This window comes from Burkholderia sp. Se-20373 (assembly GCF_017104705.1).
GTDB lineage: Bacteria > Pseudomonadota > Gammaproteobacteria > Burkholderiales > Burkholderiaceae > Burkholderia.
The window spans coordinates 40,242-53,340 of record NZ_JAAGPH010000015.1 but is presented as its reverse complement, the minus strand read 5'-3'; the positions used below and the strand labels follow the sequence as shown (position 1 = coordinate 53,340).

At 68.3% G+C, this 13,099-nt stretch carries 10 protein-coding genes; 1 reads left to right on the top strand and 9 read right to left on the bottom strand.

Annotated elements, in window-relative coordinates; translation table 11 throughout:
- Positions 1-57: 57 nt before the first annotated feature.
- From G3N96_RS08130 to G3N96_RS08095, 8 genes are all read right to left on the bottom strand, one after another.
- A complete protein-coding gene (locus tag G3N96_RS08130; RefSeq protein WP_206136884.1) occupies positions 58-1,536 on the bottom strand; it encodes a sensor domain-containing diguanylate cyclase in 1,479 nt (492 codons plus the stop codon).
- A gap of 373 nt (positions 1,537-1,909) precedes the next feature.
- The gene (locus tag G3N96_RS08125; protein ID WP_089462634.1) at positions 1,910-3,355 is read right to left on the bottom strand and encodes an NAD-dependent succinate-semialdehyde dehydrogenase; all 1,446 of its coding nucleotides are present in this window, start codon (positions 3,353-3,355) and stop codon (positions 1,910-1,912) included.
- A gap of 152 nt (positions 3,356-3,507) precedes the next feature.
- Complete coding sequence (locus G3N96_RS08120) at positions 3,508-4,806, bottom strand: cytochrome c (RefSeq protein WP_206136883.1); 1,299 nt, start codon at positions 4,804-4,806, stop codon at positions 3,508-3,510.
- Positions 4,807-4,821: 15 nt separating this feature from the next.
- Entirely contained in the window at positions 4,822-7,044 is a 2,223-nt protein-coding gene (locus G3N96_RS08115) for a xanthine dehydrogenase family protein molybdopterin-binding subunit (protein WP_206136882.1), read from the bottom strand.
- Position 7,045: 1 nt separating this feature from the next.
- On the bottom strand, positions 7,046-7,501 hold the full coding sequence (locus G3N96_RS08110; RefSeq protein ID WP_089432687.1) for a (2Fe-2S)-binding protein: 456 nt from the start codon (positions 7,499-7,501) through the stop codon (positions 7,046-7,048).
- A gap of 135 nt (positions 7,502-7,636) precedes the next feature.
- The gene (locus G3N96_RS08105; RefSeq protein WP_206136881.1) at positions 7,637-7,936 is read right to left on the bottom strand and encodes a putative quinol monooxygenase; all 300 of its coding nucleotides are present in this window, start codon (positions 7,934-7,936) and stop codon (positions 7,637-7,639) included.
- Positions 7,937-8,036: 100 nt separating this feature from the next.
- Positions 8,037-9,095 (bottom strand): NADP-dependent oxidoreductase, encoded by a 1,059-nt coding sequence (locus G3N96_RS08100; protein WP_206136880.1) that lies wholly within the window; start codon positions 9,093-9,095, stop codon positions 8,037-8,039.
- 234 nt (positions 9,096-9,329) lie between these two features.
- On the bottom strand, positions 9,330-9,950 hold the full coding sequence (locus G3N96_RS08095) for a TetR/AcrR family transcriptional regulator (protein ID WP_206136879.1): 621 nt from the start codon (positions 9,948-9,950) through the stop codon (positions 9,330-9,332).
- A 306-nt stretch (positions 9,951-10,256) separates the two neighbouring features.
- On the opposite strand from G3N96_RS08095, the gene G3N96_RS08090 reads away from it, so the two are divergent.
- Positions 10,257-11,828 (top strand): hypothetical protein, encoded by a 1,572-nt coding sequence (locus tag G3N96_RS08090; protein ID WP_206136878.1) that lies wholly within the window; start codon positions 10,257-10,259, stop codon positions 11,826-11,828.
- Between the two features lie 116 nt (positions 11,829-11,944).
- Here G3N96_RS08090 and G3N96_RS08085 read toward each other — a convergent pair whose 3' ends face one another.
- On the bottom strand, positions 11,945-12,967 hold the full coding sequence (locus tag G3N96_RS08085; RefSeq protein ID WP_206136877.1) for a DNA-binding protein: 1,023 nt from the start codon (positions 12,965-12,967) through the stop codon (positions 11,945-11,947).
- Positions 12,968-13,099 lie beyond the last annotated feature (132 nt).

Here is a 13,099-nt window from a genome sequence, read left to right as displayed (position 1 = left end):
TGAGCCCGGAACGCCACCTCCGCCATCGGCAGCAGGCGGTGCGTGCCGGCGATGGTGTCAGGCGCCCGTTTCATGCGAGGCCACCTTGTTTCGCCCCGTTTCCTTCGCGTGGTACAGCGCTTCGTCGGCCGCCCTGATCACCGACTCGACTTCCCCTTCCTGCCCGGGGTCCCAGCTTGCCACGCCGATGCTCGCGGTGACGTGCCCGAATTCGCTTTCCGCATGTTCGATCGCGAGCCCGTCGATGGCCGCGCGAATCCGTTCGGCGATCTCGGTCGCGCCCGTGGCCGGCGTATCGGGCAGGATCACGACGAATTCCTCGCCGCCATAGCGGGCGGCGGTGTCCGCGGGACGCCGGATGTTGTCGCCGATGCATCGCGCAACCGCCGCCAGCGCGTCGTCGCCGGCCTGGTGACCATACATGTCGTTGAAGGCCTTGAAGCGGTCGACGTCGACGAACAGCAGCGAAAACACCGAACGGGCACGGCGGGCGCGGCGCCATTCGAGATCCAGCACTTCCCCGAACGAGCGGCGATTGTTGAGCCCGGTGAGGCCGTCGGTGCGTGCGAGCATCACCAGCTCGGATTCGGCCCGCATCCTGCGCCGCAGCTGGGTGCCCAGCAAAAAGGACAGCACGATGAACGCCGCGCCGAAGGTCGCCACCAGCGCGCCGATCGTGATCGCGCGCCGCCGCCACGCCGCGTAGATGTCCTGCTCCGCCTCGGCGACCATGATGATCAGCGGCAGGTGCGGCAGCGTCTTGAAGTAGTACAGGCGGCGCACGTGGTCGATCGTCGAGGTCTCGATGAACGAGCCTTCCGGCGCCGTCATGAAGCGGCGGAACGTCGCCGCCTTGCTGATGTCGCGGCCGATGGTGCGCACGTCGTACGGCTGGCGCATGAACATGATGCCGTCCCGGCCGACCAGCGAGATCGCGCCGTGCGAGCCGAGCGCGAGGCCGGCGAACAGCGTGTGGAAATACTCGAGATTGACCGCGATCAGTGCAATGCCGGCAAACGAGCCGTCCGGATTCGACACGCGGCGCGTCAGTGCCACGCTGAGTGAGCCGCCGCGCAGGCGGGATGCAAACGGATCGCTGATGTAAAGCCCGGCATTCGGATTGTCCCGGTGAACCGTAAAGTATGTGCGGTCGCCGAAATTGCCCTGGCGCGGCACGTCGTTCGCCGAATCGAGGATGATGTTGCCGGCCGCATCCAGCACGAGCATCGAGCCGAGAAATTGCGCGGTCATCGCATGATCGAACAGAACGCTGCGCCGTAGGGCCGGCGTGGCCGTCATGACGTCCTGCCGCTGGAGGCCCTGGATCACCGCCTCCAGTGACAGGCCGTACAGCTCGATATTGCGTTCGATGTCGCGCTCGGCGACGAGCGCCAGGTTTCGCGACGTCTCGCGTGCGCGGTCGAGCGCGTCGTGACGGCTCTGAAACAACTGCAACACGCAGAGGCCCATCAGCGCGCACGCTATCAAGGTGCCCGCCAGCACAACGTAGTACGGCGCTGCCGACCGCGAATGCATCTGTGTCCTCTCAGGTTGGGCCGACGCTGACGCACCGGTTGTTATCGTTTCTTCTGAATAAGCTATACCAAAAAGTGTGACACCCGGGTACGAGGGGCAGTCCGTACTTGCCAGGTTGCGGGTCACGCGAGCTGAGCGGTATCGGGCGGAAGGTGCCGACGTCAATTCACCGGCGGATGCGGCACGCGTCGTTGCCGGTGACGGAATTGAAACGATCCGCCCGCAGTGACACGCATATTGAAATACCGAGGGAGTTGCCGTTCGAATGAATGGCGGGAGTGAGACGCTGGCAATAGGCCGGGCGCCCCGCCCGGCCCACGCCGATCGCGTGCGCGACGCCGACAGCGCCGCGCACGCGATCGATCGACGGCCGTCAGACGGCCATCACCGTCACCGACTTCGTGACGAGGTACGGCTCGAGCGCTTCCGGCCCGCCTTCCGATCCGTAGCCCGAGTCCTTCACGCCGCCGAACGGCATTTCCGGCCACGGCGTTGCCGGCTGGTTGATCCACAACATCCCGACTTCGAGGCGCTGCGTGAGCAGATGCACGTTCGCGAACGAACGCGTGAACGCGTAGCCGGCGAGACCGAACGGCAGACGGTTCGCTTCCGCGATCGCCTCTTCGAGCTTGTCGAAACCGCGAATCGCCGCGACCGGGCCGAACGGCTCGTTGTTGAACACGTCCGCTTCGAGCGGCACGTTCGCGATCACGGTCGGCGCGAAGAAGTTGCCTTCCGAGCCGATCCGCTCGCCGCCGGTTTCGATGCTCGCGCCGACCTTGCGCGCGTTGTCGATGACCGACGCCATCGCGGTCAGCCGGCGCGGGTTCGCGAGCGCGCCGAGCGTCGTGCCTTCCTCGAGGCCGTTGCCGACCTTCAGCCCTTCGGCATGCTTGACCAGCGCGCGCGTGAATTCGTCGCGGATGCTGTTGTGCACGAGGAAGCGCGTCGGCGAGATGCAGACCTGCCCCGCGTTGCGGAACTTCGCGCCGCCGGCCGCCTTCACCGCGAGCGCGACGTCGGCGTCCTCGGCCACGATCACCGGTGCATGGCCGCCCAGCTCCATCGTCGCGCGCTTCATGTGCAGGCCCGCCATCGCGGCGAGCTGCTTGCCGACCGGCGTCGAACCCGTGAACGTGACCTTGCGGATCACCGGGTGCGGGATCAGGTACGACGAGATTTCAGCCGGATCGCCGTATACGAGGCCGATCACGCCGGCCGGCACGCCCGCGTCGACGAACGCGCGCAGCAGCGCGGCCGGCGAGGCCGGGGTTTCTTCCGGCGCTTTCACGAGGAACGAGCAGCCGGTGGCCAGCGCGGCGCTCAGCTTGCGCACGACCTGGTTGACCGGGAAGTTCCACGGCGTGAAGGCGGCGACCGGGCCGACCGGCTCCTTCACGACCGTCTGCTGTGCGCCGAGGTTGCGCGGCGGCACGATCCGGCCGTACACGCGGCGGCCTTCGTCCGCGAACCATTCGATGATGTCCGCCGCCGACAGCACTTCGACGCGCGCTTCGGTGAGCGGCTTGCCCTGCTCCTGCGTCATCAGCTGCGCGATCGCGTCGGCGCGTTCGCGCACCAGCGCGGCCGCCTTGCGCATCGTCGCCGCGCGCTCGTGCGCGGGCACCTTGCGCCACGCTTCGAAGCCGCGTTGCGCGGCGGCGAGCGCCCGGTCGAGATCGGCGATGCCCGCGTGGGCCACCTTGCCGATCGGCTTGCCGGTCGCCGGGTTCACGACGTCGATCGTCTTGCCGCTCGCGGCGTCGACCCACTCGCCGTCGATCAGCAGTTGCGTATCCGTATAAGTCACGTTAGCCATCCAGACACCCCTACATTGCGTCGATAAACGCGCGCTGCCGCGAACGGCCGCGCGCCGGTTGACAGAAAAAGCCACGCCGCCGGGGCAGGCACGCACCCGGCGGCAGTGACGGCGGGCACGCGGGCCCGCCCTCGTTCCGCATGGGGCCGCGCTCAGCGCGCGGCCGCCGTCGCCTTGCGGAGTTTCGCGACGTCCGCCGCCTGCACGGCCGGCGCGCCGTTGTTCCAGCCGGCGCGCATGAACGTCAGCACGTCCGCGATCTGCCGGTCGTTCAACTGGTTCGAGAACGCCGGCATCGGATACGCGGACGGCACGCCGTCGATCACGAGCGTGTCGCTGCCGTTCAGCGTCACGTTGATCAGCGACGATGCATCGGCTTCGAGCACGTTCGGATTGCCGGCGAGCGGCGCGAGCAGCGGCGCGTAACCGCGCCCGTCCGCGCCGTGGCAATGCAGGCAGTAAGCGTTATACACCTTCGCGCCCGGATCGGCCGCCGGCCGGCCCAGCGCGGCCTGCGTCGCCTTCGGATCGTAGCTGTACGGCGGCGCGCCCGTGCCGCCCGCCGCCGGCAGCGATTTCAGGTAACGCGAAATCGCTGTCAGATCGTCGTCGGAGAGCGCCTGCGTGCTGTGGTTGATCACGCTGACCATCGAGCCGAACGCAGTCGCATGGCGGTTCGCGCCGGTCTTCAGGAACTGCGTGACCTCGGCCTCGTTCCAGCGGCCGAGCCCCGTATTGGGCTCGCCGGTCAGGTTCGACGCGAACCAGTTGTCGATCGGCGCACCCGACAGGAACGCCGCGCCGCCTTCGTCGAGCGCCTTCTCCTGGAAGCCGACGCCGCGCGGCGTGTGGCACGACCCGCAGTGCCCGAGCCCCTGCACGAGATACGCGCCGCGGTTCCACATCGCGTCCTTGGCCGGCTTGTCGGCGTAAGGCGTCGTGTCGAGGAACACCTTGTTCCACAACGCGAGCGGCCAGCGCATGTTGAGCGGCCACGGGATGTCCGACGGCCGGTTCGCCTGCTTCACCGGTTCGACGCCGTGCATGAAATACGCGTACAGCGCCTTCACGTCGTCGTCCTTCAGCTTCGCGTACGACGGGTACGGCATCGCCGGATACAGGTTGTGACCGTCCTTCGCGACACCCTTGCGCAACGCGCCGGCGAAGTCGGCTTCGGTATAGCCGCCGATGCCCGTCTCCGGATCGGGCGTGATGTTGGTCGTGTAGATCGCGCCCATCGGCGTGACCATCTTCAGGCCGCCGGCGAACGGCGTGCCGCGCGGCGCGGTGTGGCACGCGACGCAGTCGCCCGCTTTCGCGAGATACGCGCCGCGCGCGACGAGCGCGCTGTCGGCCGGTGCCGCCTGCGCGGCGTGCGCGGCCGTGCCGGCCAGCAGTGCGGACACGGCGAGCAACGACGTGCCGAGCGTCTTCAAGGTGAGGTTTTGCATGGTCGTCTCCTCCCCTCAAGCCGTCTTCAGCTGGTCGCCGACCGGCAGCTTGCGCAGCCGCTTGCCGGTCGCCGCGAAGATCGCGTTGGCCACCGCCGCGGCGGTCGCGGCCGTACCCGGCTCGCCGATCCCGCCCGGCGCCTCGCCGCTTTTCACGAGATGGACCTCGATCGGCGGCGTCTCGTTGATCCGCAGCATCCGGTAGTCGGTGAAGTTGCTCTGCACGACGCGGCCCTCCTCGATCGTGATCTCGCCGTACAGCGCGCCGGTGATCCCGAAAATGATGCCGCCCTGTACCTGCGCCTCGATCGTGTTCGGGTTGACGACCATGCCGCAATCGACCGCGCACACGACGCGCTTCACCTGCACCTCGCCGTTGTCCACCGCGACATCGACGACGATCGAGAAGAAGCTGCCGAACGCGTGCATCACCGAGACGCCGCGCCCCTGCCCCGTCGGCAGCGCCGGGCCGCCCCAGCCGGCCGCCTTCGTCGCGACGTCGAGCACGTTGAGCGCACGCGGCGTCTTGCCGAGCAGCGCGCGGCGGTATTGCACCGGGTCGGTCTTGGTCTGCGCGGCGAGTTCGTCGATGAAGCTCTCGACCACGAACGTGCCGCGCGTCGGGCCGACGCCGCGCCAGAACGCGGTCGGCACGTGGCGCGGCTCCTGGCGCACGTAGTCGACCAGCTGGTTCGGCAGGTCGTACGGCAGCTCGGCCGCGACTTCGACCGCATCGGGATCGACGCCGTGCTGGAACGCCGGCGGCGCGAAGCGCGCCATGATCGACGAGCCGACGATCCGGTGCTGCCATGCGACCGGCTTGCCGTTCGCGTCGAGGCCGGCCGAGATCCTGTCGTGGTAGCACGGCCGGTACATGTCGTGCTGCACGTCTTCCTCGCGCGTCCAGATCACCTTCACCGGCGCGTTGACCTGTTTGCCGACCTTCACGGCCTGGCCGATCATGTCCGTCTCGAGCCGCCGGCCGAAGCCGCCGCCGAGCAGGTGGTTGTGCACGACGATCCGCTCGGGCGCGAGGCCCGTGAGCTGCTGCACGGTATCGCGCGCCCGCGTCGGCACCTGCGTGCCGACCCAGATCTCGCACCCGTCGCCGCGCACGTGCACCGTGCAGTTCACCGGTTCCATCGTCGCGTGGGCGAGCAACGGCTGTTCGTAGACGGCGTCGACGCGCGTCTTCGCATTCGCGAAGGCCTTGTCGACGTCGCCGTCCTTGCGGGCGACCGCGCCCTTGCCGTTCGCCGCCGCCTGCGCGAGATCCGCGAACAGGTCCTTCGTCGAGACCTTCGCGCCCGCGCCCTCGTTCCACTTCACGACCAGCGCCGACGCGCCGCGCTTCGCGGCCCACGTGTGATCGCCGACCACCGCCACCGCGTTGTCGACGCGCACGACCTGGCGCACGCCGGGGAGCTTCTTCGCGGCCGTGTCGTCGACGCTCGCGACCGTGCCGCCGAACACCGGGCTGTTCACGATCACCGCGACCAGCATGCCGGGCAGGCGCACGTCGAGCCCGAACTGCGCGGTGCCGTCGACCTTTTCCGGCGAATCGAGCCGCTTCGCGGGCGTGCCGATCAGCTTGAAATCCGCCGGCGGCTTCAGCGCGACGTCCTTCGGCACCGGCAGCTTCGCTGCCGCATCGGCGAGCTGGCCGTACGACGCGCGCCGGCCGCTCGGCGGATGCTGCACTTCGCCGTTCGCGGCGCGGCAGGCTGCCGGATCGACGTTCCATTGTTTCGCGGCGGCCGCGACCAGCAGCGTGCGCGCGGTGGCGCCGGCACGGCGCAGCGGTTCCCATGCGTAGCGCACCGACGTCGAGCCGCCGGTGAGCTGGCCACCGAGCAGCGGATCGAGGAACAGCTTCTCGTTCGGCGGCGCATGGTCGAGCGTCACGCTCGACAGCGGCACTTCGAGTTCTTCCGCGATCAGCATCGGCAGCGCCGTATAGACGCCTTGCCCCATCTCGACCTTCGGCATCACCAGCGTGACCTTGCCGGCGCGGTCGATCTGCACGAACGCGTTCGGTGCGAAGACGCCCGGTTGAGCCGGTTCGGCGGCGTCGCCGCCGATCACCGAACGACGCGCATCGTCACCCGCGGCCGGCATGCTGAAGCCGAGCAGCAATCCGCCGCCTGCCGCCGCGCCCAGCGACATGCCGAGCTTGAGGAACGAACGGCGCGACACGCCCGCGCCGGCCCGACCGGCTTCGATCAGTCCTCGTGACATGTCAGGCCTCCTTCGCGGCTTGCTTCACGGCCGCGCGAATCCGGTTGTACGTGCCGCAGCGGCAGATGTTGCCGGCCATCGCCGCATCGATGTCGGCGTCGCTCGGGTTCGGGTTCGACGCGATCAGCGCGGTGGCGGCCATCACCTGCCCCGACTGGCAGTAACCGCACTGGACGACGTCGAGCGCGCGCCAGGCCTGCTGGACCTTGTGGCCGGCCGGCGTCGCGCCGACGGCTTCGATCGTCGTGATCTTGCGGCCGGCGACCGCCGCGACCGGCAGCACGCACGAGCGCGCGGCAACGCCGTCGAGATGCACCGTGCACGCGCCGCACTGCGCGATCCCGCAGCCGAACTTCGTGCCGGTGAGACCGACGACGTCGCGCAGCACCCAGAGCAAGGGCATGTCGTCGGGGGCGTCGACCGAGCGGGTTTCGCCGTTGATGTTGAGGGTGATCATTCAGCCTCCGGGGCCGGTGTATGGGGGAAGCGGCGCGAACGATGCGCCGCGTGGTGTCGTCATCGCCGCCGCGTGCCGTGCGGCGGGTGTCGTGCGGCCCGGGTGGGCGCGAGCCGCGACGAGGGTGCTGCGTGGTTACTCGGCGACGTCGATGCCCGCCAGCACCTTGATCACCGGCGGCGCGGTGAACCAGTCGGCCGACTTCGTGCGGAATTCGCCGAAATACGGGCTCGCGAGGTGCGCGTCGAACGCGGCCTGGTCGTCGTAGATCTCGTACAGGTGCAGGTTCGGCGAGCCGTCCTGTTCGCGGAACAGGTCGTAGCGCCGGTTGCCCGGCTCGGTGCGCGTCTTCGCGACCATGCTGCGCAGCTCGGCCTCGGCGGCCGCCGCGTGTTCGGGTTTCAGGAACAGGGAAGCAATCACGTGAAGCGCCATCTTGTCATTCTCCTAGTCGTCGATAGCGGAATCGAGCATGCCACAAGCCGGCGTCGCGTGACGCCAGCGTGCAGCCGTTGTGTGTCGCCGTGCCGAGGCGTCAGGCCAGTTCGTCCGGGCCCACGCGCACGACGACCTTGCCGAAGTTCTTGCCGGCAAGCAAGCCGATCAGCGCTTCCGGCGCATCGGCGAGATCGGGGACGACGTCCTCGCGCGTCTTCACCTTGCCCTGCGCGACCCATTCGCTCATGTCCTTCATGAACGTCGCATAGCCGGTTGCATAGTGATCCATGATGATGAAACCCTGCATCCGGATGCGCTTGCGCAGGATCGTGCCCATCAGTGCCGGCACGCGGTCGCGGCCGGTCGATAGGGCCTTGTCGTCGTAGGCCGCGTCGTTGTAGTGCGCGATGATCCCGCACACGGGCACGCGCGCATGGTCGTTGAGCAGCGGCCACACCGCGTCGAACACGGCCCCGCCGACGTTCTCGAAATAGATGTCGATGCCGTTCGGGCATGCTTCCTTCAGCTTCGCGGCGAACGCCGGATCGCGGTGGTCGACGCACACGTCGAAACCGAGCGCTTCGGTCACGTACGCGCACTTGTCGGCGCCGCCCGCGACGCCGACCACGCGGCAGCCCTTCAGCTTGGCGATCTGGCCGACCACCGCGCCGACCGCACCGCTCGCCGCCGCGACCACCACGGTTTCGCCGGCCTTCGGCTCGCCGATCGTCAGCAGGCCGGTATAGGCGGTGAAGCCCGGCATGCCGAGCACGCCGAGCGCGTACGACGGATGGGCGAAGTCGCGGCCGAGCGGAATCAGGCCGCGGCCGTCGGACAACGCATAGTCCTGCCAGCCGGCGCCTGCGACCACCAGGTCGCCTTCGCGGAACGCAGGCAGGTTCGACGAGACGACCTGGCTGACGGTGCCGCCGACCATCGGCTGGCCGAGTTCGGCCGGCGGCGCATAGGACGGTGCGTCGCTCATCCGGCCGCGCATGTACGGGTCGAGTGACAACCAGACCGTGCGCAGCAGCACCTGGCCGGCGCCGGGCGTCGGCACGTCACCGGATTCGGCGCGGAAGTTGTCCGGCGTCGGCGCGCCGACCGGGCGCGAATTCAGGATGATCTGGCGATTAGCGGTCTTGCTTTGTGGCATGTGAGTCTCCGTCAACAGGAAAGAACGTGCTTCGTGGGCACGATCGGATCAGGGATGGACCAGCGGGGGACGCACGCGGGCGGCGGCGTCGGCGCTCAGGCCGTCGCGGCTGCGCGCATGCGGTTGAATCAATCGGAACAGCCTAACGCGGCGTGGCACGTTCGTCATGCGGGATTGAGTAGACCAGTCGTCTAGAATCAGGGTAAAAACTAGGCGCGCCGATGCGCGCCCGGGTTACGACTGCTCCCCGCCCGGCTCGAGCGGCGGCAGGTTCAGCATGCGCCGCGTTTCGACCATCGCTCTTTCGAGCGGCTGGCGATTGCGGTGAATCTTTTCCAGCAGCGTAGCGCCCAGCCACAGCTCGTACAGGATCGCGGCCGTATGCGACGGATCGGCGACCCCGCTCAGCGAACCGTCGGCCAGCCCGGCCTCGATGCCGCCCGCGAGCCGCTCGATGATCTGGCTCGTGCCGTTCCGCAGCACCGCGCGCATCGCTTCCGACAGATCCGACACTTCCGCGCCGAGCTTCACCGCGAGGCACTTGCCTTCCGGATCGTCCGCGCACTGCGTATGCAGCCAGTTGCGCCAGTACGTCATCAGCCGCTCGGCGCCCGTGCCGGCCTGATGCTTGAACAGGTTGTCGAGATGCGCGAGATAGCCGTCGAAATACGATTCGAGCAGCGCTTCGCCGAATGCCTCTTTCGAGCCGAAGTAATGGTAGAACGAGCCCTTCGGGATGCCCGCGGCAGCGAGAATCTCGTTCAGGCCGACCGCCGAAAACCCCTTGTGGAGCATGATCGGCTTGGCGATATTCAGGATGTGCTGGCGGACTTCCGCGCCCGAAGATGCGTTCATGATGGCGTATGTTAGCAACGATTAGACCGGTCGTCTAGTAACGTCGAGCCGGCATGTTGAGCGGCACTTTACCCGATCCCCGCCCGGCGCCCAAACGTCGCGCCGGCATGCCTCCCTCCTTCCCGCCCCGCCGAGCGCGCGGCGTCACACGCCCGACTCGGTTTCGTCGCAGGCGTTTCATCGATCTCCCGCATAAATACGCGCGGCGCATGTGCCGGCAATCGAGCCTTCTCGACCGGCATTGCACACGTGTGCAATGCGCCGGATCGTCGTTGTCGCCTCCCGAAACCGTGACCAGGAACGTCCATGACCGCTTCGAAACCCGCACGCCCGTCCGCGCCGAACCGCCGGCGCTTCATCCAGCGCGGCGCCGCGCTGACCCTGTCGCCGCTCGTCGGCTCGCTGGCTGCCTGCGGCGGCGACGGCAGCCCGACGGCCGCGTCGTCGTTCGCCGCCGCCGGCGCCGCGGATGCATCCGCGCGCAGCTACGGCATCGCCGACCGCTCGATCACGATCAACGTCGTCAATGCGATCCCGTCGACGACGCTCGCGTACGGCAACGCGGCGAGCCAGAGCGGCTCGCTGCCGCAGGCTTCGCAAACGCAGGTCGCAACCGGGCAATCGACCGCCGTCAGCGCGTCGAACAGCTGGGGCGACTGCACGGGATCGTTCAGCCTTGCCGGCGGCGACGCATCGTTTGCCATTTCGTACACGCATCCGTTCGGGTCGCAACCGACCACCGTCAGCGTCACGCCGTCGGCCGGCTACGTGTCGGGCGCCGACGCCGCCACGTTTCCCGGTCACGATTCGGTCGCGAATCTCACGCTGTATCGCGGCGTCCCGACCGCGAATGGCGCGTGGGTCGTCCCGCTCGCGCAGCTCGCGACGCCGCCGGCCAACAATTGCCAGGATTTCGCGAACAGCATGTTCGGCAGCAACGTGCGCACAGCCGCGGCCATCCAGTCCGCCTATCAAAGCACCGGCCCGCTCGGCTACGTGCCGCCCGCCGACTTCACCGGCGGCCAGCTGGCGGGCTTCGTCGCGCAGTGGGTGCAGCGCTGGCAGCGCGGCGCGGCCTATGGCGTGTTGCCCGCGGCCGATGCGCAACTCATCGACGCGCTGAAGCAGTACGTGTCCAGTGCGTCGAACGCCGGCCCGCTGACGATGTGGGTGCCGCAGATCGCGTGGCAGGCCGCCTCCGATCCGGCGGTGTTCGCGCTGACGGGCTATCGCGCGTTTCCGTTCGTCGATGCGCAGGGCAACTGGAACGCGAGCACGCTGTCCGCGTTCCTGACGCTGCTGGCGGCCGGCTCGCATCTCGTCGCGATCAGCGCGACGAACGACCTGCCGGCGGGCGTCACGATGCAGGCGTTCGACAGCTTCATGGGCGCGAGCGGGCTGACGACGTCGACGGATATCGGCAACTCGCACTACGCGTCGGTGTTGAACACGACGGGCCGCTATTACCTGAGCGTCGGCAGCGATTTCGCGCCGGCGAACTGCGGGCTGATCCTGTCGTTCCTGTACGGGCGCACGGTGAACAACCTGCTCGCGGGCGCCGGCACGTACAACACGTTCATCCAGCTCGAAGGCTGGCAGGCCGGCGGTTCGCGGCACAACGCCGACTATGCGACGTATCAGCAGACGCTGTGGAACATCTCGACCTATGGGGCATCCGCGTATAGCGAGAAGCGTGCGACGTCGATCTTCCTCGCGCCCGCCGGGTGGACGCCGCGGGTCTATCAGACGACGCGGATGATGCCGTACGTCGGCGCCTATGCGCAGTCGAATGGGCCGCCGCAGGGCTGGCTCAATACGTCGCTCGTCACGATTCCGGCGGATGCGCCGGCGTTGCCGTCGCGGTATGTGTCGAGTTGATCGGTATCGGTGGATGGGTGGGTGATCGGGTGTGTGAGGGGCTCGGTCGCTTGCGGGGCCGCTTCAGGCTTCAGGCGTGCGTCGCTTTCGGCTGACGCACGCTCGTGGTTTTGCCGTCAGCGCGGCGGCGCTTCGTCCGCGCGCTTTCGCGTGCGCGCCCTCCGCTCGTCCCGTTGTGCGGCGGGCGCTGCCTTGGCGCCACGCAGCGCCGACCGGCGCGAGAGCGCCGTCATTTCGCGCCGCAGCGCATCGAGTTCCTTGACCCGTGCCGCATCGGTCGCCAGCGCGCCGTCGAGCTGCCCTTGAAGCACGCCGCATCGATGCAGCGCATCGCCGAGCTGCGTCTGCAGCGCGGCCACGTCCTTGCGCTGCTGCGCATCGCGCTGCTCCATGCGCAATGCCGCGGCCTCGAGTTCCTTCTGCAGCCGCGCGGCCGCGAGCCGCTCGCGATCGATCTCCTGAAGCGCCCGCTTCTCCGACGCGCGCAAGCGCTCCTCGGCCCGGCCGGCATCGTCGCGCAGCCGGTCGAGCTGGGTGGTGAAATCCGCGCGCGCCTGCGCAAGTGCGCGGTCGCCTTCCGCGTTGTCGGCCGTGAGGCGTTCGATGTCCGCTTGCAGCGCTTGCCGCGATGCGTCATCCGCCGCCCTCGCCTGTTCCAGTTCCTGAATGCGCACCTGCGCGGCCAGCAGTGCGGCCGTGCGTTGCTCCAGCGCGGTTTCGGTGCGGGCCAGTTCGGCCTGCATGGCTGCCACTTCCGCCTTTGCCTCCACCCGCTCGGCCTCGACCTCCGCGCGCAATGCGTCGAGCGCGCCGGCCGCGTCGGCGCTCGACCGATTCCACAGCGCCGCCACCAGTTCACCGGCGGCCGCCTGCAGATCGGCCGGCAGATCGGGATGCTCGATGCGCACGCGACTCTTTTCCCGCAGCTCAGCCCAGAACTCGCCGAGGACGGCCGTCGGCGTGCTCATGCTGCCCTTGCGGACGAGCTGGTACAGGCGATTGGCGGTGGGCGTGATGCCGAAGCGGAAGAACAGCAGCGCGCAGGCTTCGCGATACAGCTCGCGGGTTTTCGGGAAGTCGGCCTTGAGGCGCTCGATTTCGGCGGTCAGGCGGGATTCGTCGGCAGCGAGATCGGACATGGCGGGGTTCGGTCGGTAATTTCGGAAATAATATAACGTAAACCGTTAAATATCCAATTCATCGCCTCGTATAATTTGACATTATTTCTATAATGTCGAGATGGTAGAAGACGGCATCGCGTACAGAATCGC

Coding starts and splice junctions, on each gene's coding strand:
- G3N96_RS08130 (WP_206136884.1), bottom strand. CDS start 1,536: ATGCATTCGCGGTCGGCAGCGCCGTACTACGTTGTGCTGGCGGGCACC.
- G3N96_RS08125 (WP_089462634.1), bottom strand. CDS start 3,355: ATGGCTAACGTGACTTATACGGATACGCAACTGCTGATCGACGGCGAG.
- G3N96_RS08120 (WP_206136883.1), bottom strand. CDS start 4,806: ATGCAAAACCTCACCTTGAAGACGCTCGGCACGTCGTTGCTCGCCGTG.
- G3N96_RS08115 (WP_206136882.1), bottom strand. CDS start 7,044: ATGTCACGAGGACTGATCGAAGCCGGTCGGGCCGGCGCGGGCGTGTCG.
- G3N96_RS08110 (WP_089432687.1), bottom strand. CDS start 7,501: ATGATCACCCTCAACATCAACGGCGAAACCCGCTCGGTCGACGCCCCC.
- G3N96_RS08105 (WP_206136881.1), bottom strand. CDS start 7,936: ATGGCGCTTCACGTGATTGCTTCCCTGTTCCTGAAACCCGAACACGCG.
- G3N96_RS08100 (WP_206136880.1), bottom strand. CDS start 9,095: ATGCCACAAAGCAAGACCGCTAATCGCCAGATCATCCTGAATTCGCGC.
- G3N96_RS08095 (WP_206136879.1), bottom strand. CDS start 9,950: ATGAACGCATCTTCGGGCGCGGAAGTCCGCCAGCACATCCTGAATATC.
- G3N96_RS08090 (WP_206136878.1), top strand. CDS start 10,257: ATGACCGCTTCGAAACCCGCACGCCCGTCCGCGCCGAACCGCCGGCGC.
- G3N96_RS08085 (WP_206136877.1), bottom strand. CDS start 12,967: ATGTCCGATCTCGCTGCCGACGAATCCCGCCTGACCGCCGAAATCGAG.